The 23,057-nt window shown below is 70.8% G+C and carries 21 protein-coding genes; 11 read left to right on the top strand and 10 right to left on the bottom strand.

The features are described from left to right. Window positions 1–120: 120 nt before the first annotated feature. Both ADY59_RS03305 and ADY59_RS03300 read left to right on the top strand, forming a co-directional pair. Complete coding sequence (locus tag ADY59_RS03305; RefSeq protein ID WP_049557388.1) at window positions 121–1,245, top strand: WD40 repeat domain-containing protein; 1,125 nt, start codon at window positions 121–123, stop codon at window positions 1,243–1,245. Between the two features lie 92 nt (window positions 1,246–1,337). Further along, window positions 1,338–2,261, top strand: coding sequence for an aminoglycoside phosphotransferase family protein (locus tag ADY59_RS03300; RefSeq protein WP_049557387.1), 924 nt, complete (start codon window positions 1,338–1,340; stop codon window positions 2,259–2,261). A 762-nt stretch (window positions 2,262–3,023) separates the two neighbouring features. Here the strand turns inward: ADY59_RS03300 and ADY59_RS03295 are convergent. Then, window positions 3,024–3,899: an NAD(P)H-binding protein gene (locus ADY59_RS03295; protein WP_331459460.1), complete on the bottom strand. Its 876-nt coding sequence runs from the start codon at window positions 3,897–3,899 to the stop codon at window positions 3,024–3,026. Window positions 3,900–4,190: 291 nt separating this feature from the next. Between ADY59_RS03295 and ADY59_RS03290 the strand changes: the two genes are divergently transcribed. Both ADY59_RS03290 and ADY59_RS03285 read left to right on the top strand, forming a co-directional pair. Further along, on the top strand, window positions 4,191–5,018 hold the full coding sequence (locus ADY59_RS03290) for an NAD(P)-dependent oxidoreductase (RefSeq protein ID WP_049557660.1): 828 nt from the start codon (window positions 4,191–4,193) through the stop codon (window positions 5,016–5,018). A 56-nt stretch (window positions 5,019–5,074) separates the two neighbouring features. After that, entirely contained in the window at window positions 5,075–5,419 is a 345-nt protein-coding gene (locus ADY59_RS03285) for a winged helix-turn-helix transcriptional regulator (protein ID WP_053174416.1), read from the top strand. Between the two features lie 207 nt (window positions 5,420–5,626). Here the strand turns inward: ADY59_RS03285 and ADY59_RS03280 are convergent, their stop codons facing one another. Further along, the gene (locus ADY59_RS03280; protein WP_197093407.1) at window positions 5,627–7,060 is read right to left on the bottom strand and encodes an MFS transporter; all 1,434 of its coding nucleotides are present in this window, start codon (window positions 7,058–7,060) and stop codon (window positions 5,627–5,629) included. A gap of 78 nt (window positions 7,061–7,138) precedes the next feature. On the opposite strand from ADY59_RS03280, the gene ADY59_RS03275 reads away from it, so the two are divergent. Continuing rightward, window positions 7,139–7,708, top strand: coding sequence for a TetR/AcrR family transcriptional regulator (locus ADY59_RS03275; protein WP_049557381.1), 570 nt, complete (start codon window positions 7,139–7,141; stop codon window positions 7,706–7,708). Window positions 7,709–7,742: 34 nt separating this feature from the next. Here the strand turns inward: ADY59_RS03275 and ADY59_RS03270 are convergent, their stop codons facing one another. Beyond that, complete coding sequence (locus ADY59_RS03270) at window positions 7,743–8,396, bottom strand: TetR/AcrR family transcriptional regulator (RefSeq protein WP_049557654.1); 654 nt, start codon at window positions 8,394–8,396, stop codon at window positions 7,743–7,745. A gap of 104 nt (window positions 8,397–8,500) precedes the next feature. Here ADY59_RS03270 and ADY59_RS03265 point away from each other — a divergent pair, with 104 nt between their 5' ends. Genes ADY59_RS03265 through ADY59_RS03255 form a run of 3 tightly spaced genes read left to right on the top strand, consistent with a single transcriptional unit; the run spans window position 8,501 to window position 13,147 of the window. Continuing rightward, entirely contained in the window at window positions 8,501–9,607 is a 1,107-nt protein-coding gene (locus ADY59_RS03265) for a serine hydrolase domain-containing protein (RefSeq protein WP_049557378.1), read from the top strand. A gap of 40 nt (window positions 9,608–9,647) precedes the next feature. Beyond that, window positions 9,648–11,435, top strand: coding sequence for an ABC transporter ATP-binding protein (locus ADY59_RS03260; RefSeq protein WP_049557375.1), 1,788 nt, complete (start codon window positions 9,648–9,650; stop codon window positions 11,433–11,435). After that, complete coding sequence (locus ADY59_RS03255) at window positions 11,432–13,147, top strand: ABC transporter ATP-binding protein (RefSeq protein WP_049557372.1); 1,716 nt, start codon at window positions 11,432–11,434, stop codon at window positions 13,145–13,147. The genes ADY59_RS03260 and ADY59_RS03255 overlap by 4 nt, the downstream gene beginning before the upstream one ends. Window positions 13,148–13,272: 125 nt before the next feature. Here ADY59_RS03255 and ADY59_RS03250 read toward each other — a convergent pair whose 3' ends face one another. Continuing rightward, window positions 13,273–14,466, bottom strand: a complete 1,194-nt coding sequence (locus tag ADY59_RS03250; RefSeq protein ID WP_049557370.1) for a winged helix DNA-binding domain-containing protein — start codon at window positions 14,464–14,466, stop codon at window positions 13,273–13,275. A gap of 196 nt (window positions 14,467–14,662) precedes the next feature. Here ADY59_RS03250 and ADY59_RS03245 point away from each other — a divergent pair, with 196 nt between their 5' ends. Together ADY59_RS03245 and ADY59_RS03240 are read left to right on the top strand one after the other, a co-directional pair. Next, on the top strand, window positions 14,663–16,321 hold the full coding sequence (locus tag ADY59_RS03245) for a hypothetical protein (RefSeq protein ID WP_156325264.1): 1,659 nt from the start codon (window positions 14,663–14,665) through the stop codon (window positions 16,319–16,321). Window positions 16,322–16,421: 100 nt separating this feature from the next. Beyond that, window positions 16,422–17,033 (top strand): hypothetical protein, encoded by a 612-nt coding sequence (locus ADY59_RS03240; RefSeq protein WP_049557366.1) that lies wholly within the window; start codon window positions 16,422–16,424, stop codon window positions 17,031–17,033. Window positions 17,034–17,227: 194 nt separating this feature from the next. Here the strand turns inward: ADY59_RS03240 and ADY59_RS49550 are convergent, their stop codons facing one another. The 5 genes from ADY59_RS49550 to ADY59_RS03220 all read right to left on the bottom strand — a co-directional run bounded on the left by ADY59_RS49550 (window position 17,228) and on the right by ADY59_RS03220 (window position 21,938). Then, the gene (locus ADY59_RS49550; protein WP_156325263.1) at window positions 17,228–17,545 is read right to left on the bottom strand and encodes a hypothetical protein; all 318 of its coding nucleotides are present in this window, start codon (window positions 17,543–17,545) and stop codon (window positions 17,228–17,230) included. Window positions 17,546–17,710: 165 nt separating this feature from the next. Next, window positions 17,711–18,754 (bottom strand): hypothetical protein, encoded by a 1,044-nt coding sequence (locus ADY59_RS03235; RefSeq protein ID WP_231618514.1) that lies wholly within the window; start codon window positions 18,752–18,754, stop codon window positions 17,711–17,713. 102 nt (window positions 18,755–18,856) lie between these two features. Beyond that, the gene (locus ADY59_RS03230; RefSeq protein ID WP_049557364.1) at window positions 18,857–20,647 is read right to left on the bottom strand and encodes an ABC transporter permease; all 1,791 of its coding nucleotides are present in this window, start codon (window positions 20,645–20,647) and stop codon (window positions 18,857–18,859) included. Between the two features lie 5 nt (window positions 20,648–20,652). Then, entirely contained in the window at window positions 20,653–21,393 is a 741-nt protein-coding gene (locus tag ADY59_RS03225) for an ABC transporter ATP-binding protein (RefSeq protein WP_049557361.1), read from the bottom strand. Beyond that, on the bottom strand, window positions 21,390–21,938 hold the full coding sequence (locus tag ADY59_RS03220; RefSeq protein WP_049557358.1) for a PadR family transcriptional regulator: 549 nt from the start codon (window positions 21,936–21,938) through the stop codon (window positions 21,390–21,392). Before ADY59_RS03220 ends, ADY59_RS03225 begins: the two co-directional genes overlap by 4 nt. Before the next feature lie 178 nt (window positions 21,939–22,116). Here ADY59_RS03220 and ADY59_RS03215 point away from each other — a divergent pair, with 178 nt between their 5' ends. After that, complete coding sequence (locus ADY59_RS03215) at window positions 22,117–22,644, top strand: pyridoxamine 5'-phosphate oxidase family protein (protein ID WP_049557356.1); 528 nt, start codon at window positions 22,117–22,119, stop codon at window positions 22,642–22,644. Between the two features lie 46 nt (window positions 22,645–22,690). Here ADY59_RS03215 and ADY59_RS03210 read toward each other — a convergent pair whose 3' ends face one another. Then, on the bottom strand, window positions 22,691–22,912 hold the full coding sequence (locus ADY59_RS03210) for a hypothetical protein (protein WP_049557354.1): 222 nt from the start codon (window positions 22,910–22,912) through the stop codon (window positions 22,691–22,693). Window positions 22,913–23,057: the final 145 nt, after the last annotated feature.

Here is a 23,057-nt window from a genome sequence, read left to right as displayed (position 1 = left end):
CAGCACGAGCGAACCACGTGACCAAGGTAGGGCGTCGGGGGGCAGGGACGGTGGCGCCGAGGCCCCCTCCTGACGCTGCCGGCTCTGGTCAAGAAGCCCGTCCCGTACGATGATCTCTGCATGTCGTCCCGTACGTCCGCCGCGCTGGCGGGCTTGGCCCTGGCCGTCCTGGCCGCCGGATGCGCCGATCCGGCCGCCGGCCGGGTGTCTCTCGTCAGCGCGACCCAGCCCCCGGCATCGCCGTCACCGTCGCTGTCCTCGGGGCCCGTGAAGCACCCGTTCCCGATGGCGACCTCCCTGGCCGATCCCATGGCGGTCGGGGCACCCCTGCGGGCGACGGGCCCGCCGCGGTTCTTCGTCTCCGCGCGTACTCCGCTCGCCCGTTTCCCCGGCAAGTCCAAGACGGCTGTCTTCACCCCCGTACCGCCCGCCGTGCACAACGCCGAGACCGGGGCCTTCATCGCCGACATCCCGCTGCCGCCCGGCATCGCCAGTTCCTGGCATCTCGTGGCCGCCGCCCGGGACAACCGCACGTTCGCCATCGCCGGCTGGACCGAGTCGGCGAACCCGTCCATCCGCTTCTTCCTGGTACGCCTCGACGAGAACGGGCGGCCCGAGCAGCCGGTGGCCGTCACGCCAACCGACCCCGACGACCTGACGCTGGTTCACGACCTCGCCCTCAGCGCCGACGGCACCCGGCTGGCCTACTCCACACCGCTCATCGGAGGCGGCGCCAAGATCTCCGTGCTCGACGTGGCCACAGGTCGGCGCCGGGACTGGAAGACGATGACGCACGCGGTGGTGAGCGGCCTGTCCTGGTCTCCGGACGGCCGCTCGCTCGCGTGCGTGCTGGGTGGCCGCGCCATCGCCCTGCTCGACCTCGCCCGCCTGGGCACCGCCCCGGACGGCGCCGCGTCCCGGATCATCAAGGCCGCCACGGGCGCCCTGCCGATGGAGTCGGTGGCCTACACCGCCGACGGCAGCGCGCTGATCTACGCGCTCGGGCACACCGTCGAACGCATCCCTGTGGCGGGCGGGCCCGTGCGGGTCCTGGCCCGGCCGGAGCTGCCGTCCGACGCCTCTCTGAGCCTGCGCTTCAGCGTCGACGGGACGGGCGCGTACCTCCTGTACGCGCACCGGTGGCGCGCCTACCGGGCCGGCCTCGCCGACGGCGCGGTCACCTCGGTGCCGATCACCGTCGATGAGCGGCCGGGTGAGGGGGACTCGCCGCGCGTGGCCTGGTGACCAGCACCGCCCGTACGGGCCCATTTCGGGTGCGCCCCGGGTGCCGGAGAGCGAGAGCCGCCACGCCTGCCGCCTCAGTACTGTGATTTCACATGACCGACACTGAGCTCGAGATCACCGCAGACCTGGTCCGCGACTTGCTGCAGGAGCAACATCCAGACCTCGCGGGGCTGGCCGTCCGCGAGGTGGCGGGCGGCTGGGGCAACCAGATGTGGCGCCTCGGGGACGAGTTGGCCGTACGCATGCAGCGCATGGACCCCTCCCCGGAGCTCCAGCTCAAGGAGCGGCGGTGGCTACCGGTGCTGGCCCCGCGCCTGCCGCTCCCGGTGCCGACCCCGGTGCGGTTCGGCGAACCGTCCGAGCGCTTCCCCAAGTACTGGACGGTGATGACGTGGGTTCCCGGTGAGCCGCTGGACCATGGCTCGATCAGCCGCGGCGCCCACGCGGCCGACACGCTGGCGGATTTCCTCCGGGCGCTCCATGTGGAGGCGCCCGCCGACGCGCCGACCACCACGGACCGCGGCGCCCATCCCAGGGACTGCGCCGAAGGCTTCGAGTACTTCTTCCGGGCCGTTGCCCCCGACGACGTCGCTGCCGGTGTGCGGGCCGTCTGGGACGACGCCGTCGCGGCCCGCGCGTGGGAGGGCCCGCCGGTGTGGGTGCACGGCGACCTCCATCCCGCGAACGTCGTCGTCACGGACGGAACGCTCTCGGGCGTCGTCGACTTCGGTGACATGTTCGCCGGCGATCCGGCGTGGGACCTCGCCGCCGCATGGGTGCTGCTGCCGGCGGGCACGGCCGCACGGTTCTTCGACAGGTACGGGCATGCGGACGAGGCGGCGATCCGGCGGGCACGAGGGCTGGCCGCTTTGAAGAGCCTCTTCCTGATGCTCATGGGGCAGAACGGAGATCGGGGCCTTCCCGGCGGCAAGCCGCACTGGGGGCCCGCGGGCCGGGCGGCACTTGATCGTGTCCTGAAGGGCGTTCGAGGCGCACTGCCTGAACCTGCTGGTTGAGCGGAACCAGCCCAGCAGGTCCATTCCGTACGACACCGTGACCCGGCCCGATCAACCAGACGGCGGACAGCTAGCGCGCCGGCGCAGCAGGGTCGGGGGACATTCTGGACTGGCTGGCGTTCGTGTTCAGCGTGGCCGCGCTGCTTGTCGCCCTGCGCGTCTTGCTCACCGCCGACCAACGCCGGCAACTCCTCGGCGCACCACGAGGCATATTCCAGGAGTGAGTGGTTCCCGACGGTGAGTGGTGTGTGGTGGACGGTTGTCGACCGAATCGACCGGGCGACGGCGTTACTGCTCGGCGGCATGCGGGATGCGGGCTTGTCGGCCGCGGTGATCTCGGCGGAGGCCGCAGCGTTGTTCGAACAGGCGTCCGCGCGGTGGGCGCGCATGTCGGCGTGGGCGCGCTGTCCCGGGTGCGGGGTGGGGGTGTGGGCGGGGGTGCGACGGCGCGGACGCGAGGTTCTGCTCGGCGCGGTGCCGCGTCCGGGCCTGGCGTGCCCGGCAGCGCGAGGCGTCGGGACAGGGGTGATCACAACGGGTAGCCGTAACCATGTCCGCTTCATGGCCGCGCTGTGGTGGCTGCTGGCGTTACTCGGCTGGCGGGGCCGGGAGGTCTGCCCTGACCCACCAGCCCTTGCCCGGGGTGACCATGATCGTGGTGGCCGGCGAGTTGCGCTGCCGTCAACCAACGTGACACCGGTCGCCAAAGCCAACTGAGCTGGGGGCTTTGTCTGCGTTGGCGGAACGGTCACCCCGGGTGGGTCATCTGAAGGCGGCGATGTTGCGGATCGCCCATTCGGCGAACGTGCGGGGCGCGCGGCCGAGGACCTGTTCGACGTCGGGGCTGATTCGCAGCTCAGCGGGGGTGGGATTGCCGATGATGTCAAGGGTGGTCTCGACCACGGGCTCGGGCATGAACTGCAGCATCTGCGCGCGGGCCTCGTCGCGGGTCTGCTCGATGAACCGGATCGGCTCGCCGAGCGCGTCGCCGATCACCTCTGCTCGTTGCCGGGGCGTGATGAGGGCGGGCCCGGTCAACTCGTAGACCTGCCCGGCGTGACCGTCCTCGCGCAGGGCTGCTGCGGCGACCTCGCCGATGTCGGCCGGGTCGATCCACGGCAGCCCGGTATCCCCGAACGGTGCGGCGGCCGTGCGCCCCGTGCGGATCGTCTCGGCCCATGCGAAGGCGTTGGAGGCGAAGCCACCGGGCCGCAGGATCGTCCAGTCCATGCCCGACTGCCGGATGACGTCCTCGATGGACCGTCCCATCTGCCCATGGGAGGACGACTGCGGTCGGGTTGCGACTCCCTGGGAGGACAGCAGGACGACCCGTCGAACGCCACCGGCTTTCGCGACGTCCAGGATGCCCTGGGGGCTCAGCAGGTGCTCGCCGGCACCGCCGTCGTGGAGGAACACCGCGTCAGCGCCGTCGAAAACGGACCGAAGGCTCTCAGGGGCGGCCAGGTCCACCTGGCGGTACCGGACACCCTCTGGCACCGCCACCTCCGAGACTCCTCGGGACACCGCCGTCACCTGCTCGCCGGCTGCCGCGAGTGCCTGCACGAGCGGTCGGCCAACGTTGCCGGTGGCTCCTGTTACTACGATCATGAACTTTTCCCATCGATTGTGGTTAGTCATGCCGAGAGCTTTCTCCCGATAAAGTTAGTTGACTAACTGAGAGCAACCATAGCCAGCCAAACCCGTTGCTGTCTATGGTTGGTTAGGTGACCGACTTGAAGACGAGCGATCGGCCACCGGCTACCGGCCGCCGCGCTCCTCCGACCATGCGGCCGCCCCTTCTCGCTGATCGTCTGGCGCGGACGATCGGCGTGCCACCGTCCAGGCGGGCCAGGTGACTAACCTTCAGGTAATCACACACTTCGAAGTGCGTTCTTGTGGCAGGAACCGCGTGGGTGAACAGTGTTGCGCATGAATACGCGCAATGAACGAATCAGCATCCTCGGTCTGGGAGCCATGGGACGCGCGCTCGCGAGCGCGCTCCTCGGTGCCGGTCGTGAGGTGACAGTGTGGAACCGTACCCCCGGGAGGGCGAGCGAGCTCCTCGCGCGCGGCGCGCAGGAGGCATCGAGCGTGGAAGAGGCGATCGGCGTGGGTGACCTGACGGTCGCATGCCTGCTGGACGACGCCAGCGTCCGTGACACGCTCGCACCGGTCGCGCGGAAGCTAGCGGATGAGACGATTGTCAACCTGACCAGCGGCTCCGTACGGCAAGCGCGCGAGCTCGCCGGATGGCTGAAGGAGTCCGGGGCGCGTTTCCTCGCGGGCGGGATCATGGCCGTGCCCCCGACGGTGGGGACCGAGGGGGCCTTCATCCTCTACAGCGGTGCGCGTGACGTGTTCGACCGTGTCGCCCCTGTGCTCGCCCCCATTGGGCGTCCTCATTGGGTGGGCGAGGACCCAGGGTTCGCGGCGCTGTATGACATGGCCGCCCTCAGCGGCATGTACGGCATGGGCGCCGGGGCGGACCACGCCGTGGCATTGGTCCACGCGGAAGGCGGGGACGTGGAGACGTTCAAGCGCGAGGTGCTCCAGCCATGGATGGAGCAGGTGCTCCCGATCACAGTCGCCGGCGCCGACGTGAGCGAATCCGTCCCGGACGAGTACAACCCCGCGATGCAGGCGACCGGCCTGGAGAACATCCTCTCCGCTTCCGGTGAGGCGGGTGTGCCCGCGGATCTGGCCGGGCACCTGCGCGCCTCGCTGTGGCGGATGCGGCGCGCCATCGCCGCCGGCTGAGCCCCGCACCAGGGCATCCACGAGTGAGGCAGGGCGTCCCGGCTATCATGAGGCAGATGCGCAACCCGCCCTACATCTGTGCCCTCGACGCCGCGATGGACGTCGTCGAAGGCAAGTGGAAAGCGCTGATCCTCTGGGCACTGGACGAGCGGCTCCATCGATTCGGACAATTGCGCCGCAGCCTCCCTGGCATCAGCGAGAAAGTGCTCGCCCAGCAACTACGCGAGCTCGAGGCGGACGAAATCATCCGGCGAACCGTGTTCGAGGAGACACCGCCCCGGGTCGAGTATGAGCTGACCGACGAAGGCGTTGCACTCTACACAGCGCTCGGCACTCTGGGGGAATGGGGCGAGCGCCGCATGCGCAAGCTCGATATCGTCCCCACCCACGGCGACGAATAGGCCGAGACTGACCGCTGTGCTGATCATGTTCTCTCCCGTATCGGAGGGCGACGTTCAGCGGGCCTTCCGTTCCTGGTAGATGTCACCTCCTGCCGGTAGGGCACGGGTGCGTGAGATGCCGGTTGGGGCAGCAGATCATGCCGATGGCGTACCTCGCCGGTTCCCCACCGGTCGCCATTCCCGGCCCTCGCGCCTACGCCGGGCGGCTCAGGACGTGGGCCGGCCGGGAGGGACTGTCAGCGGCGGCTCACTGACTGCCTGGCCTCCCGGCCGTTCGGCCCGGAGGCCCCTCGGCGTCCGGCCCGGAGTCAGCCACAGGCCGGTGAACACGGCGCAGGCCAGCGTCACGGCACCCGCCGTGAGGAAGGCGCTGTTGAGGCCGGACTCGAAGGAGGCGCCGCCGGACTCCCGGGTGTGGACGATCGCTCCGAGCACCGCCACGCCGAGCACCGCGCCGATCTGCCGGGTGGTGCTGCTGACGCCCGAGGCGAGGCCGCCCTCCTGCGGGCTGACCGCCTGGATGGCGGCCCCGGTCAGCGGCGACATGGTGAGGGCGAACCCGATGCCGGCGACCGCCAGCCGCCACCACACGTTCCCGTAGCCGGTGTCGGCGTGGACGAGGCCGAGCGTCAGCAGCCCCAGCCCGGCCAGCGCCAGGCCGGTGCCGACGACGACGCGGAAGCCGTACCTGGCCGCGAGCCGGCCCGCGTACGGGCTGACGATCACCATGCCGAGCGAGACGGGCAGGGTCTGCAGGCCGGCCACCAGGATCGAGGTGCCCTGGACGTGGACGAAGAACTGGGAGAAGAAGAACGACGACCCCATCAGCGCGAACCCGACCACGACCATCGCCGTGTTGGACACCGTGAACAGCCGCTGACGAAACAGCCGCAGCGGCAGCATCGGCGTCGGCACACGCCCCTCGACCACGACGAACGCGGCCACGAGCACCGCTCCGGCGGCGAAGCTGCCCAGGATCACCGGTGAGGTCCAGCCACGGGAACCGCCCTCGATCAGCCCGTACGTCAGCGCTCCCACCCCCAGGACGGACAGGACCGTCCCCGGGACGTCGATCGCCGGCGCGCCGGGATTGCGGGACTCCCCCAGCACGCGCAGGCCGGCCAGCAGCAGGACCGCCCCGATGGGCACGTTGACGAGGAAGATGGCGGGCCAGCCGAAGGACTCCACCAGAAGGCCGCCCGCCAGCGGTCCGGCGGCCAGGCCGATTCCGCTGAACCCGGCCCACAACCCGATCGCCTTGACCCGTTCCTGCGGGACGGGGTACGCGGCGGCGAGCAGCGCCAGTGAGGCGGGGCTCAGCGCCGCGGCCCCGACGCCCTGCAGCACCCGCCCGGCGATCAGCCAGCCGATCGAGGGCGCGAGCGCACACACCACCGACGCGGCCGTGAACACCACCACCCCGGCCAGGAACACCCGCTTGCGGCCGAACCGGTCGGCGAAGACGCCGCCCGACAGCAACAGCATGGCCACCAGCAGCACGTAGGCGTCGACGATCCATTGCAGGCCGGCCATGTCGGTGTGGAGCCGCTGCTGCATGTCGGGCAGGGCGGCGCCGACGATCGTGTTGTCGAGCAGCACCATGAACTGACCTGCGCAGGTCAGGGTGAGCAACGCTCTCACGCACATCCTCCTAAAAGCAGTCATTCACTGCGTTTAGCGGAGAGTCTAACGCAGGTCGCGACTGCGTTAAGATGGGGTATGGACGAGCAGGGGCGGGCCAGGCGGCCCGGCGGGCGCAGCGCCCGGGTCCGCGCCGCGGTGCACCAGGCCGTTACCGACCTGGTCAGCGAGCGCGGCTACGGGAACTTCACCGTCGGCGACATCGCGGCCCGCGCGGGCGTGGCCGACACCAGCCTCTACCGCCGGTGGGGCAACCTCCAGGCCCTGCTCAGCGATGTGCTGCTGACCCGGCTCAACACGCGGTCGCCGATGCCTGACACCGGCAGCCTGGCCGGCGACCTGCGGACCCACGCCGCCAACGTGGCCCGCGAGGTCACCGGACCCGACGGCCTGGCGCTGGTGCGGCTGACCATCGCGCTGTCGGGCGAGGGGCAGCAGGGCCTCCGGGCGCGCGACGAACTCCTGGCCGACCGCACCAAGCAGTTGCAGGCCATGCTCGACCGCGCCCGCGACCGCGGCGAGAACCCGCCCGACGTGCTGGAGGTGCTGGACCACCTCCTGGCGCCGATCTACATGCGCGTCCTGTTCGGCGCGGACCCGCTCACTCCCGACTACCTCGACCGGCTGGTCGACCGGCTGCTCGCCTGATCCAGGCTGCCGCGAGCCCGGCCCGGCGGCCGGCTCAGTGGATGACGGCCTCGACGTGGGCGAGCTGGACGGCGAGGATCTCTTCGAACGCGGCACGGCGGTCCGCCCCGAGAGGGCGGACGTCGCGGGCGAAGTGGGTCAGAGCGGGGAAGCGTTCGGGGTCGGCGCCGAGTACCGCGACGCGGAACAGTTCCATGCCCTGTTCGTACTCTTCGGGAGTGAGGGTGCTGATCCCGGCCTCGGAGGCGATCAACGCGGCGACGAGGACCGTGATCCGGTGGAGGTGCGCGGGGATCTGCGCGTCAGGCAGTCCCGACGCGCGCAGGGCCTGCAGCACCTCCTCCATGACCAGCCGCGAACCGGTGCCGCCTGACGCGTAGCGTCCCCAGACCGCGGCGAGCTGGGGGTGCTGGCCGAAGGCCTCTCTCACGCGCAGGGCCAGGGTGGTGATGCGCTGCTTCCAGTCGCCTTCGGGCCTGTAGCCGTCCATGGCGGCCAGGATGATTCGGTCGGCGACCGCGCGCAGCAGCTCGGTCTTGTTGCGGAAGTGCCGGTAGAGGCTGGAGGAATCGGTGCCGAGCACTGCCGCGAGCTTGCGCACGCTGAACGACTCGGCGTCGCTCGTGCGCAGCAACTCCTCGGCCGTGTCGAGGATCTCTTCGGTCGACCAGCGCCTTCTACCTGCCATCTCATCCCTCTCGTCGGAGATCAGCATACCGATGCACTTGGTGTTGCACGCACCGCGTGCATAATGGGTGCATCAGCCCCGGCGCCGATGGAAGGCCGCATGTCATGAGAAGCCCCGAAGATCTGAACACCGCCCTGGAGAACGTCCACCGCGCCGGAATGCCGGGCCTGTTCGCCGAGGTACGTGAGGGCGACGAGGTCTGGCGCGGCGCCGCCGGGGTCGCCGACCTCGCCACCGGCCGCCCTGTCTCCGCCGGCATGCGGCACCGCGTCGGCAGCATCACCAAGACCTTCACCGCCGCCGCGGTGATGCAACTGGTCGAAGGCGGTCAGATCGGCCTCGACGCGCCGATCGGCCGCTACCTGCCGAAGCTGGTTCCCGGAGAACGCGGCGACGCGATCACCGTCCGGATGTTGATCAACCACACGAGCGGTCTCGCCGAATACCTTCCGTACGTCTATCCCTCGCTCAAGGCCTTCCCGGCCGTGGCCGACACGAGGCCGCAGAGCCTGGACGACCACCGGCTCACCCGGTTCGACGCCATCGAGCTGATCGAGAAGGGCGTCTCCGCACCCGCCTTCAGCGCGCCCGGCGGCACTCCGGGGTTGTACTCCAACACCAACTACCTCCTGCTCGGCCGGCTTCTGGAGCAGGTCACCGGCACGAAGGCCGAGACGTACATCACCCGGAACGTCATCGAGCGCGCCGGGCTGCGGGACACCGAGCTTCCCGATGGACCGACGTTCAGCGGGCCGCAGTCGCAGATCTACGAGGCGTGGTTCGGCATGATCGAGCCGCCGCGCGACTTCAGCGTCTTCGACATGTCCTTCGCGGGGCCGGCGGCTTCGCTGATCTCGACCGTCGCGGATCTCAACCGGTTCTTCGGCCTGTTGTTCGCCGGTGAGATCGTCAGCCCGTCGTCGCTGGCGGAGATGCGGCGCACCGTCCGCGTCGTCTCCCAGGAAAGCAAGATCATCGACTACGGGCTGGGCCTGTACCCGATGGAGATGCCCGGCGGCACCTTCTGGGGGCATGGCGGCACCGTCTGGGGCGCCGGAGCACTGGCCATGACCAGCGCCGACGGCAAGCGGCAGATGGCCGTCGCGGTGAACATGCAGAGGTGGAACAGGCTCGACTCCTCGGGCAGGCCGCAGCCCCATCCCATCGACGAAGCGCTCACGGCTCTGTACGGCATGGCGATGCACGGCTGACCGTGCCGGAGAAGATCCCCGCCACGAAGACAGGAGAGCGATGACCACGACCGACTTCGCGCCGACGAGGGAGCAGTCCCCGCCCTCACCGGACGCCGATGACGCGGCGGGACAGTCCGTGGCAGGGCTGCTGCGCCCCTACCGGTGGAGCTTCGCCGCCGTTGTCGGCTCGCAGGTGATCGGCGCCGTCGCGGGTCTGGCACCACTGCTGGCGGTCGTCGAACTGGGGCGCGGCCTGCTGGCGCCTCGCCCGATCGATCACGATCACGTCTGGTTCGTCGTGATCGCCGGGGCGGTCGGCCTGCTCGTCCGGCTGCTGTTCACGGCCACGTCATCCGGGCTCGGGCACCTGCTCGACGGCCGGGTGCAACTGGCCCTTCGCCGGCACCTGGCCGCGCGGCTGGGACGCGTGCCGATCGGCTGGTTCTCCCGGCGCCGGACCGGCGAGCTGACCAAGGTGGTGGGCCAGGACGTCAGTGCCGTGCACCCGTTCATCGCCCACGCCCCCGGCGAGCTCATCGCCGCTTTCGTGGTGCCGGTGCTCTCGCTGGTCTACCTGTTCGCCATCGACTGGCGGCTCACGTTGATCACGCTGATCCCGGTGGTGCTGGCCCTGGCGCACGTCCCGCTGATGATGACCCCGACCCGGCTGCGTGAGGAGAAGCAGTTCGATGCGGCCATGGGGCAGATCGCCGATTCCGTCGTCGAGTTCGTCCAGGGCATCTCGGTGGTCAAGGTCTTCGGCGGTTCCAGGCGCGCCCACCGCAAGTTCCGCACGGCCACCGACGACTTCGTCGGCATCTACCACCGCTTCGTGCGCGGCCTCTCGGTGATCGCCGCCGGGATGCAACTGGTGCTGTCACCGCCGTTCGTGCTGCTGACCGTCCTGATCGGCGGCACCATCCTGATCACGGCCGGCGGCCTGCCCCCGGCCGACCTGCTGCCCTTCCTGCTGCTGGGACTGGGCCTGACCGCTCCGGTCGAAGCCCTCATCGCCCACAGTTTCGACGACCTGCAGGCCGCCCGGCGCGCGGTCGGCCGGATCCGGGACGTGCTCGAGGTGGCGCCGCTGCCGGAGCCCGCGCACCCGATCGCGCCGCAGGGCCACCGGGTGGAACTGCGTGACGTCCGCTTCGGCTACGAAGACGGTCGCGAGGTGCTGCGCGGGATCGACCTGACGCTCGAACCGGGTACGGTCACCGCGATCGTCGGGCCCTCGGGCAGCGGCAAGTCCACGCTGGTCCAGTTGCTGCCGCGCTTCTTCGACCCGACTCACGGTTCGGTCACCCTGGGCGGCGTCGATCTGCGCGACCTCAGCGGCCGTGACCTCTACCGGATGGTCTCCTTCGTCTTCCAGGACGTGCGCCTGCTGCGCGCATCGGTCGCGGACAACATCGCGCTTGCCGTACCGCATGCCGACCTCGACGCGGTGATGCACGCCGCCCGGACGGCGAACATCCATGACCGGATCCTCGATCTGCCACGCGGCTACGACACGGTGCTCGGGCAGGAGGCCGGGCTGTCGGGTGGCGAGGCGCAGCGGATCTCCCTCGCCCGGGCCCTGCTCGCCGCCACACCTGTGCTGGTGCTGGATGAGGCGACCGCGTTCGCCGACCCGCAGACCGAGCAGGCGGTACGGCGGGCACTGACGGCGTTGGAGGGCGATCGCACGATCCTGGTCATCGCCCACCGCCTGGAGACGGTCGCCGACGCCGACACCGTCGTGATGCTGGACAACGGGTCGATCGTCGAGCAGGGCAGGCCCGCCGACCTCCTGGCAGAGAACGGAAAGTTCGCGGCCTTCTGGCAATCCGAGGAGTACCGATGATTCGCATGCTGCTGCGCGTCCTGGGCCGTGATCATGCCCGGCCGGTGCGTCGCACCGTGGTCTTGACGACGATGACCGCGATCGTCGAAGGTCTGTCCTACGCCCTGCTGGTTCCCGTGCTGCGGGCCCTGTTCGGCGGCAACCCCGCGGACGCGCTGCCCTGGCTGATCGCGTTCGGCGGCGCCGTCGCGATCTACGCGATGCTGCGCTATGTCAGCGATCTGTTCGGCTTCCGTGCCGGAACCACGCTGTTGCGTGGCATGTACCACCGCCTCGGCGATCATCTGGCCCGGCTGCCCCTCGGCTGGTACGGCACCGGCCGGGTCGGGGAGGTGTCCGTCCTGGCCAGCCAGGGCGTGCTGGAGACGATGGGCGTGATCGCGCATCTGCTGGCGCCCTACATCTCCGCCTTCGTCACCCCTGTGACGATCGTTGGCGTGATGCTCGCCCTCAACTGGCAGCTCGGGCTGGCCGCCCTGGTCGCCGTACCGCTCGTGGCGGCGATCCAGATCTGGACCGGCCGCTCGATAACCGCGGGCGACGCCGACCGTCACGAACGCGACACCGAGGCCACCGGGCGGGTCATCGAGTTCCTCCAGGCTCAGCCGGTGCTGCGCGCCGGCGGCCGGAGCGGCCAACGCTTCACCCTTCTCGACGACTCGCTGCGGGAACTCCAGCGCGCGTCCCGCCGCACCGTGTTGTCGGTGTTGCCCGGCATGATCGGCTTGACGCTCGTGGTGCAGGCGATGTTCACCGTGTTGCTGGTTCTGGGCGCCTACCTCGCGCTCGGCGGGGGCATCGGCGTCGCGGAGGTGCTGACGATCCTGGTGCTGGCCGCCCGCTGCGCCGATCCGGTCCTGTCGCTGGCCGACATCGGCGGCAAACTCCGTGCCGCGCGCGCCGAGCTGGCCAGGCTCGACGCGGTGCTGCGCACCGAGCCGCTGCCGGAAGCACCGGAACCGATCCAGCCGGCGGGCCACGGCCTGCGCATGGAGTCCGTCGCCTTCCGGCATGGCGACCGCACGGTGTTCGACGACCTGTCGCTGTCCGTTCCCGAGGGGCGGCGGCTCGCCGTGGTCGGCCCCTCGGGCGCGGGCAAGAGCACACTGCTGCAGTTGCTCGCGCGCTTCCACGACGTCGACGCGGGCACGGTGCGCGTGGGCGGCGTGGACGTGCGCGCCATCGGCACCGAGGAGCTGATGGCCCGGATCGCCATCGTCTTCCAGGACGTCTACCTCTTCGACGGCACGATCGAGGACAACGTACGGCTGGGCCGCCCCGAGGCCACCGAGGCCGAGCTGCGGACGGCGGCGAGCGCCGCGCGGCTGGACGAGGTGATCGAGCGGCTGCCCGGCGGCTGGGCGGCAGATGTCGGCGAGGGGGGCACGCTGCTGTCGGGAGGCGAACGCCAGCGCGTCTCGATCGCGCGGGCTCTGCTGAAGGACGCGCCCATCGTGCTCCTGGACGAGGTGACCTCCGCCCTGGACCCGGTGAACGAGGCGGCCGTCCACGCGGGCATCGAACGCCTGATGGCCGGCCGAACGGTCGTGATGGTCGCCCATCGGATGCGAACCGTCCAGCGCGCCGACCGCATCGCCTTTCTCGACGGCGGCCGGATCGTGGAAGAAGGACGCCACGACGAGCTGCTCCGCCGCGGCGGCCGCTACGCCGACTTCTGGAATGCTTCGCTGACACCGGCAGCGCACGACTGAGCCGCTGAGGCCGCTTCGAAGAGCGGAGGACCGGAACGCCGGCGCGATGGGGTCGGCCGCACCGCGCGCTCGCGCGCACCCCCGTTGTGGTCCACCCGCAGCGGAAGCCATCGCCTACATGCGCGTCAACGCCCGAAGCCGGGCTGCATGACCGGTGAGGGGTAGACGGTGAACACCCGCTGGCCGTCGAGCCACGTGGTGAGCCGCCGCGCTTCGGCCACCAACGCCTCGCGGGCCCGCGGGGTGACATCGTCATCAAGCAGGCGCAACTCGACCACACCGTCGGGATCCTGCACCCACGCGCCGACGACGCGTCCGTCGACCCAGGCGGTGGTCCCGGCGTTGCCCGCACTGTCGAACAGCTGAGGTGCGTGCGCACCGAGGTAGAAGGCGCGTGACTTCCAGCCCATCACGGTCGGATCGAGCAACGGCAGGAGCGCGACCCACGGCTCGGCGGCGACGACCGGGGCGAGATCGTCCGCACGCAGCCACCCGGCCGAACCGTCCTCCAGGGACACCCGCTGCGCGCCGATGTCCTCCAGCGCGGTGCGGACCGCGGACTTGGTGCCGCCGAGCCACCAAGCGAGGTCGTCGACGGTGCCGGGGCCGTAGGACCACAGCCACCGGGACACCAGCTCGGCATAGCCCTGCCGCATCGCCAGCGCCTCGGGCACCTCGTCCCCCCACCACACCTGTGTCGTCGTCCAGGTCGGGCGGCTCGTGTACCAGGCTCCGGCGTTGGCCGCGCGCGCCACCGCGCCGTCCAGGCTCAGCTGGGTGAGCACTCGCGGAGCGATCGCGACCCGTCCTCCCCAGGACTTGTCCGGAGCCTGCTCGATGAAGCCGGTGGCCTCGGGCACTTCCTCGCGTATCCGCTTCGACGTCCGGGGCACGCCGTCGGCCAGGTGCGCCAGCACCGCCTCCTCCGCAGCCGCGAGCCAGGCGGCTCCCTGCCCCTCAGCGGCCGGCCCGCCGCGCTGGAGGTCCCTGACCAGCCGGTTGCGATGGACCGCGGCCACCCGGGCCGAGGCACTTCCCCACACCGCAGGCACGAGATCGCGGGGGAACACGAACAGGGTCTCGCGCATCGACTGCTGCCGCATGAGGGAACGTGTCTCGTACAGCGCCCGTTCGACGTCGTCGATGCCGAGCGCGTCGGCCCGCGCCCAACAGGACAGATGCACGCTCGGCGGGTCGGTGGCGTGCAGGCACACCACGGCACGGGCGGCCTCCTCGGCAGAAGCCGCCTTGGCCATGGGTGCGAGAGCGTGCCGCACGCCCAGCCGGGCGCGGCGCTCCTCATCGGTTACCAAGCGCACGGGGCCATCCTCGCGCAGATGACCGGCGGGGTGGCCCGGCCGGTCCAATAAGATCATCCGCATCGTCTCCTTACTCCGGGCCGCTGTCGCCCGTCACCGGTTCGGGCGTCCGGCCGCTGTCGCCGTCGCGCTCTACCTGACCGCCGCCGCCGTCGCCGCCGTGCACGACGGCGGGCGATGGCTCGCGGTCGTCGCGATGACAGGTCTCCGGCCGTGGGACGACGGAACGCGGCTCCTGTCCATGGCGATCTGCGCGCTCAACGCTTGGGCGCTGTGGCAGATCCTGCGCGGCCCCGCGTCGCCGCGCGGCGGGGCACTGCCGCGTGATGTGGTGTGGCTACGGCGCCTGCTCTACGCGGACGTGGCCGGCGAACTGCTGCTCTGGGAGCTTCTCGGCGCACTGTCCGACGTCGCGGAGTACTCCGCGAGCTGGGCCGTGTGGACCGCCACCATGATCCTGCTGGTGCGGGCCCTGGCCGGGGTGTCGGCACGGTTCCGGATCTTCGCCCTCGCGCTCGGCCTGATCGGTGTCCTGGCCGCGGCAGTGCGGCCGATCACCGAGGCCCCGCTGCTGACGTGGTGGCTCCTGCTGGCGATGGCGACCCTCGGCTGCAAGGCGATGATCATCGCCGGGCAGGGACGCGACAAGCGGTTCAGCGCCGCCACGGTCGCCATCGGCTGGATCGCCCTTCTCATCCCGCAGGTCCACCCGCTGCTCCGGGTCGGCCAGGGGCCGTTCGACAGCCTGTCGCTCGCCGTGCAGGCGCTCGACGTGCTGATCGTCGTGTGGGCAGCGCGCACCGCGCACGAGCTCGCCGCCGCCCCCGGCCGGGCCGTCGCCGCACCCGGAACCGGCCGGACCCCGCGACTGCTCGCCGCCGCCGCCGTGCTCGTGCTGCCGATGGTTCTCGTCGGCGCCGAGAAGGACGCCTGGCTCACCTACACGGTCGCCGATGAGGGCTGCCGCGACCGGCTTCGGCCCGCGGCCGGCCTCGGGCCCGAGGAGCGGCGGCGCTCGTTCCTCTGCCTGGCCAGGGGCGAGACCTTGGCCGCGGACGCGATGTTCCCCGAGGACCTGGCCGACCAGCGCATCCTCATCCACGGCGCGCAGTTGTGCGCGCTGCCCGGCGACCAGGGACGGAACGCGCTGCACTCGCGGGCGGGCGGCACGGCGGACACCATCGAGCTGGCCGCGGCACTGGAGTACGTGTGCCCCGGCATCGTCGCCCGGCAGAACGCCGAGGCCGGCCGCCGTCAGGCCGAGCGCGATCTGCAGGAGGCCACGTGGAAGGCCGAGGCGAACGCCCGGTGCGCGGACCCGTGGCCCAGGGCGCGGGCCAGGCGGCAGGGCACGGCCGCGTACATGCTGCCCGAGGGCGGCGGCTATGCCGTCTTCGACGACCGGGACGACAGCGCGGGCGATCCTGGGAACATCTACGGCGACGGCGATGAGGTCGCCGACATTTTCGACGCCGCTGAGGACGGCTTCATCGACGTCGTGGGCAGCAGCGCCGCCATCGTGACCAACGGGGATGCGGCGATGTGCTTGACGGTCAAGGTGTTCAACCGCGCTCCGCCGCTCCGGCTCACCGGCTGGGACCAGGTGGTCGAGGTGGGCATCACCAGCCGCAGCGGCCACCTGGTCGTGCCGCCGTACCCCGAGGGGAGCGGCGGCGGGGCGGCCGGGCCGCTGCCAGACCTGGCCGCCGCCGGTCCCGGCCACTACCGCCTGCGCATCTACGCCCGCACGCTGTCACTGGAGGAGCACCTGCTCGTCGTCTATCCCGGCCGCTCGGCGGAAAAGGTCGTCCACCGCCCGCACCGCGATGCGCCGGCGAGACCTGCGACACCGTGATCGCGGAGCCCTGTGTCCCGTCGCATCCCGTGGATCCGGGGTATTTTCCGCGCTCGTACGCCCTCTGACTCAGTGGACAGCCACGACGAGGAGGCCCCCCATGGCACTTCAGAAGTCCGACATCGACTCCCTGGTCGAGTGGATCGCGGGCAAGAAGTTCGGCACGACCACCAACTACACGCTCGCCATCGTCGGCGACGACCTGTGGTTCACCAAGTCCAACGGCCTCGGCGGCGTCACCGGGGAGGGCCCTGGCGCCATCGTCGACGAGATCGAGTCCCGGGGCCTCAACACCGACCGGCTCGTGTGCGTCGCGGGCGCGTTCTGCGACAACGTCAGCAACCACGCCGAGATGTGCATCCTGGCCGCGGTGGGCGAGGAGAAGCTGTCGTCCATCAAGTACCTGAAGTGCTGCGCGCCGGTCTGCGACTTCTGCAAGGTGGTGCTCGACCACTACAAGATCGACTACAGCTTCCGACCCGCGCAGCGCGGCGGCGACACCGTGACCGACGCCGCCTCCCAGCAGGGGTGGCGGCACCCGTTCCTGCCCATCGGGTTCGGCACCCAGAGCGGCGACACCGCCAAGCAGCTGCAGGTGCTGGCCGAGCTCAACAAATCCGGGGTCGTCGAGGAGCGCAACGTGCCCGCCGGCGGCACCTACCTGTACACCAAGCGCAAGGTGGGCAACTACAAGGAGGTCGACTTCGGCTAGGTCCGCCAGAGGGTGTCCGGCCGGGTGCGGCAAGAGCCGGCGCGGCCGGATCGGCGATGAACGCCGCCGGGTCACCGAGTCCGGCCCGGCCGTGTCCCCCACGGCCAGGACCGTACAACTGAAGACGAAGACTTGAACATCCGGATCACTATCGAGCCGGAATTGATGGCGCTATCGGATGAGCTTGTGACGGCTCACATCGTTTGATATCCGACCGATATCGGCCATGAGGTGCTGCTGCATCGGGCATTTGATTTAACGGAATTAGCAACCCATGGACCGTATACCGTGGAGTAGCTGCCGCTGCTGTTCTGACAGAAGAGCACGACCCGCGTCTGAGTCACTCCGGCGCCGCTGCACAGCGCCCAGCCGGAGCCGCCGACAGTGCCGATCTGCGCGTTGGTGCTGCAGGTCGCCGCCTGGGCGGCAACGGTCGGTGACATCAGGGTTGTCGCGGCGGCGATCGCGGCCACCGCGGCCGCCGAAACGCCGAACTTCTTGATACGGCCCATTAGTTACCTCCTTCGGTGTCGATGTTTACTGGCTTGATGTTAGTCACAGCATTGGTGGAGATCCATAGGGAAAGGCGTGCAATTTTAGCGAGCGATTTACGGGCCGGCCCCAGGGCTACAGATTGTGGTCCGGAACGAAGAAAACACTCTGTCTGTTTGAGAAGCTCAATCGGTGTCCGCGTTCGGCAGGAACAGCGCCCCGAGCGCCAGTCCGATCAGTCCGGCGACGATCGGCGCGCCGGTCCACAGCTCGGGCACGGCGGGCAGCCCTCCGCCGGTGGCCGAGGCGACCGCGATGTACAGCGACCAGGTGACGAACGCCGACAACCCGGCGAAGGTCCAGTAGGCGGCGCGCCGCCCGGCCGACGGGCGCAGCCGGCGGATCAGCAGGTCGCTCACGAGCCCGGCGGCCAGGAACGACAGCAGGATCGGCGGGTTGCCGAAGCTCGTCCGGACGCCCGGCATGAGCGCGATGACGGCGTACATGATGGTCACCGACCCGAACGGCAACGGCCAGCGGCGCAGCAGGAACAGCACCGGGCTGAGCACGACGACGTTGGTGACGACCATAGCGAGAGCCACTCGATCGGCGCCGAGGGCGACAGGCCGGGGACCGGCTCCCCGTGGCGCGACGCCCGAGCCTTGTCCCATGGACAACGCCTGCACGATCGCCTGCGGCCGGTACTGCAGGGCGTCGCCGTACGACAGGAACAGCGACACCAGGGCGGTCGCGAACGCGAGCCCGATCAGGGCGGGCAGCAGCCGGCCGAGCCGCGGGCGGGCAGTGACGCCGGGGGCGTTCCACGCCGAGCGCAGCGGTGTCGTGATGATGAGCGTCATCGTCACGATGAGGCCGAGGTGGGACGGGCTGAAGAAGATGTCCAGGGTGGTCTCGATGCCGAGGACGGTGTGCCACAGCAGGTCGGCGAGTCCGAAGGCGGCGAACGCCGGGATCGCCACCAGCCCGGCGAGATAGCCCATGGGGACGGCTGCCAGTCCGTGCCGTCCGGCGCGCACGTTGCGCCACACCTGCCAGATGATCCATCCGGAGACCACGACGAACCCGGAGTAGAACACCGCGTGCCAGGGAGTGAAGAACGTCTCCAGCTCGGCCAGGTTGGCGTGCGCCCAGGCGTCGATCATCAGGCCGACCCCGAACCATACCCCGAGCAGCGCCGTCACCAGATCTGCCCGGGGAGACACCCACACGCGGGGCTCTTGCGTGCCGGCTATGAGGCGCCGGGTGCCGGCGGCGTCAGATACCACTTCGAGATTCCTTTGCGTCGGCCGATTTCAACTGCTGCCGGCCGATCACGGTGTGTCGGCGCTGAGCACAGGTACCACGGGACGGCGGGCCGCCAGGTGAGCGGGCAGGGCGGTGAGCGCCACCGTCACCAGGAGGGTCGCGAGCGCGGCGATGAGCATCGAGGAGACCGGCGCGAGGGCCGCGTTCCCGGGGCTGAGGACGGAGAACACGCCGATGCCCAGGGGGACGCCGATGAGGGCGCCGGGCACGCAGGGCAGGAGCTGGGCGATGGACAACCCCGCGGAGACCTGCCCGGGGGTGGCGCCGAGCGCACGGGCGACGGCCAGGCTCGGCCGGGCTTCCATCGCCGTGGTCCAGGTGAACGCGATGATGTTCACCACGGCAAGCGCGATCAGCAGGGCGGAGACCGCGATCAGCAGGTGGCCGGTGTTCTCGGCCCGCAGGTTCGGCAGGGCGGTGGAGCCGTTCAGGCCGTAGCCCCTCGACGTCTGGACGGACAGGGACAGCAGGCCGGTGAGCGCGATCAGCGTGGTGGCGGTGGAGCACGCCTGCAGCACCACCCGGCCCGGCCGGCGGGCGGTCAGCCTGAGGCCGAGCAGGAACGGCGTGGGCAACCGCGCGGACAGCGCGGTCAGCCGGGGACGGTGGCGGGGCCGGTGGGCGGTGTCGGCCAGCGCCGTGACGGTCGCGGTGCGCAGGGCCCGCAGCGTGGGACGCAGCGCCGACAGCACCGCCACCGCCACGGCCAGAACGGTCGCCGCGGCGATGACGGGGCCGGTCGGGCCGCCGATGTCGCCGATCCTGCTGGCGGTGGGGCTGGCGATGACGGGCACGGTCAGGCGCGCGATCACCAGCCCCAGTACGTCGGCCAGCAGCGCCACGGCCAGGTACTCCGTGAGCAGGACGGCGGCGATCAGGCCGGGGGTGGCGCCGACGGCCTTGAGCAGCCCGGCCCGCCGGGTTTGCTGGACGGCGCGGCCCGCGGCCAGCGCCGCCACCCCGGCGACGACCAGGAAGCTGAGCAGCCAGCTTCCGAGGACCAGGATCGGCTGGGTGCCCCGGAGGATGACGGCGTCCTGCTCGGCCTTGCGCTGCCAGGAGTGGAAGTCGACCGTGACGTCGGAGCCGCGGTGGGCCTCGCGGAACGCCTCGGTGGCGGCGGGGTCGCGCAGCTTGACGTCCACGGCCGTCGTCACCGGGAGATCCTCGGACGACGCGAGCTCGCGGGCGTCCGATCGGGTCATCCAGGCCAGGCCGGTGTAGTCGCTGGGGCCGCCGCCGGGGCCGATCTGGGCGGCCCAGGGGTAGATGGAGGTGGCCGCGGTCACGGCGATCCCGACGACGGGGTACGGCCGGCCGGCGATGGTGACGCGGTCGCCGACGCCGACGCCCAGCGCGGTGGCGAAGCCGCGTTCGACGACGGCGCCGCCCGAGCGCACCCACTGGCCGGAAGTCACCAGCGGACGGTTGAGCGCGCCGGGCTTCTCGGCGAAGCCGTGCACCACCACCGGGGACGTCACGGAGCCGCGGGTGGTGAGATCGGCGTAGACGATGCGGTACGGGCCATGGTGGGCGACCACGTCGGGGTCGGCCGCCAGTTCGGCCAGGGCCGAGGTCACGGCAGGGCCCGTGTCGCCGGAGAGCGCCACCACGTCCGGCCCGGCGGTGGCCGCGCGGGTCTGCTCGTACAGCGTCCGGCTCGTCCCGCCCAGGGACAGGCCCAGAGCCAGAGTGGCGGTGGCGACGGTCACCGCGAACAAGAGCATCGCGACCTGGGACGGATGCCGGCGCACGTCGGCGAGCACCAGGCGGACGACGAGCACGATGGAGCCCATGCCGGTCAGCCCTCCAGCCCGATCAGCCCGCCGAGCCCGCGCGGGTGGAAACCGGCCAGCCTGGTGTCGTCGACGAACATCCCGTCGCGCATCGAGACCAGCCGGTCCGCGGTGGCCGCGACCCGCTCGTCGTGCGTGACGATCACCAGGGTCTGCCCCGCGGAACGCAGCTCCTCGAAGATCCGCAGCACGTCGAGGGTCGCCGCGCTGTCAAGGTTGCCCGTCGGCTCGTCGGCCAGGACCACCAGTGGCTCGTTGGCCAGCGCGCGGGCGATGGCGACCCGCTGCCGTTGCCCGCCGGACAGCTGGGAAGGCAGGTGCCGGGCGCGCGCCGTGAGCCCCACCCGTTCGAGCAGGGCGCCCGCGCGCCGCCTGGCCTGGCGCGGCGAACGGCCTGCCAGCAGCGCGGGCAGCTCCACGTTCTCCACCGCCGACAGCTCCTCCACCAGGTGGAACGCCTGGAAGACGAACCCCACCGACCGGCGCCGCATGCGCGCCAGAGCTCGCTCGCTCAAGCCGTCGATGCGCTGCCCGGCCAGCCACACCTCCCCTCGGGACGGTCGCTCCAGGCCGCCCATGAGGTGCAGCAGGGTCGACTTCCCGCAGCCGCTCGGGCCCATCACCGCCAGCGTCTGCCCCTCGGGCACCACCAGGTCGACCTCGTCGACCGCGCGGACCCGGCTCTCCCCGTGACCGTGCTCCTTCACCAGGTCGCGGACCTGGACCACGGCACTCGACTCGCTCACACACCCTCAACTCTGTCATCGGCCCGCGAGGCGCCGCCCCTGGACCAGGCCCGCTCGCAAACTTCCAGCCAGCGCAGGTCCGCCTGCAGCCGCAGCACCACCCCTTCCAGCAGCAGCGTGGCCTTCGAACCCGCCGGCTCGGCCAGGATCGCCTGCTGCGCCTCACGCAGGCGGCGCAGCAGCTCGCGGCGCTGCGCCGCGATCAGCTCGACCGGGTCGGCGAGCCAGGCCGCGGCCGCCGCGACGAGCTTGAGATGGAACTCCGCCATGTCCGGCTTGGGCCAGCCCACCTCGGCCAGCCACGTGGCCACCCGCTGCTGCCCGGCCGGCGTCAGCGCGTAGACCTTGCGGTCCGGCCGCTCGGGCAGGCCGTCCGCGCGCTCGCAGACCACCAGCCCGGCCTTCTCCAGGCGGGACAGGGTCACGTAGATCTGGCCGGGGTTCATGGACTCGCCCAGCGGGCCCAGGCTCTGGCGCAGCCGGGCACGCAGGCCGTACCCATGCGACGGCTCCTTGGCGAGCATCGCCAGCACCGCGTCTTGCACGATTGCCCCCTAACGGTTAGCCAATAGATAGCGGTTATCCGTAGGAGGTGTCAAAGCGCTGCGTCCGGAAGTCCCGAAAACATGACACAGGGCGTCGGGTTTCAGCGCGATCATCGGCTCACCGGCCGGCGCCGACGTGGGCGTGGACCGGGATCCTCACAGATGGACAAGGAACTCAATGCGCGAAACGCCCGAAGAGCTCAAGGAGCTTCAGACTCTCCTCGATGCCTCCCTCTCCCGCTCCACCTCGCACCTCCGCTCGATCGTCAGCGCGAACACGCTGACCGCGGACCAGGTCACCCGAATCCTGACCGGCATGTGCACCCTCGCCCTGTCCACCGTGACGGCGAAGGGCGAGCCGCGGATCAGCGGTGCGGACGGGCACTTCCTGCACGGAAAGTGGCACTTCGGCACGGCACGCAGCGCCGCCAAGGCCCGCCATCTCGCCGCCCGCCCCGCCATCAGCGTCGCGCACATGCGCGGTGAGGACCTGGGCGTGTTCACGCACGGCACGGTGGAAATCCTCAACCCCCACAACGGCCAACCGGCCGCCGACTGGCCGTACCTGCTCGCCTACTTCAAGGACTTCTACGGCGACGACTTCTTCGACTGGGACAACGACGTGGTCTACTACCGGCTGCATCCGCACTGGATGACCGCCTACGCCCCCGGCATCGACACGCTCACCGCGGCGCCCCGGTCCTGACCTGCAGAGGGCCTTCACCGGGGACGTCGGGAATCCCTCTCCGTTGTCAGGCGGGCCCGGTCGTGCGGCGCAGCGCCTCGCGCAGCGCCGCCACCGAGGGCGCGCCGCCGGCGGAGCCCGGCGCGGTGAACACGTCGACGCCGTTGATCAGCAGGGTCGGGGAGCCGTGCATCCCCCACCGGGCCGCCTCTGCGGCATCGTCGATCACGCGAGAGGGGACGATCGCGCCGGGGTGCTCGGCCAGCGCCTGTGCCAGGCGCTGGCGCAAGACGGCCTCGTTCGGGCAGTCGGGTCTTTCCCCTTGAACGTGGACACCTCGGAGACTGGATCTTGAGGTCCAGGGGAAGAGATGTCCCTGATGGTGATGAAGAACTACCCGCCCGAGTTTAAGGCCGACGCGGTGGCGTTGGTGC

Source organism: Nonomuraea sp. SBT364 (genome assembly GCF_001083785.1).
Taxonomy (GTDB): domain Bacteria; phylum Actinomycetota; class Actinomycetes; order Streptosporangiales; family Streptosporangiaceae; genus Nonomuraea.
Note: the sequence above shows the minus strand (reverse complement) of the source record. Positions and strands in the feature narration are given on the sequence as shown.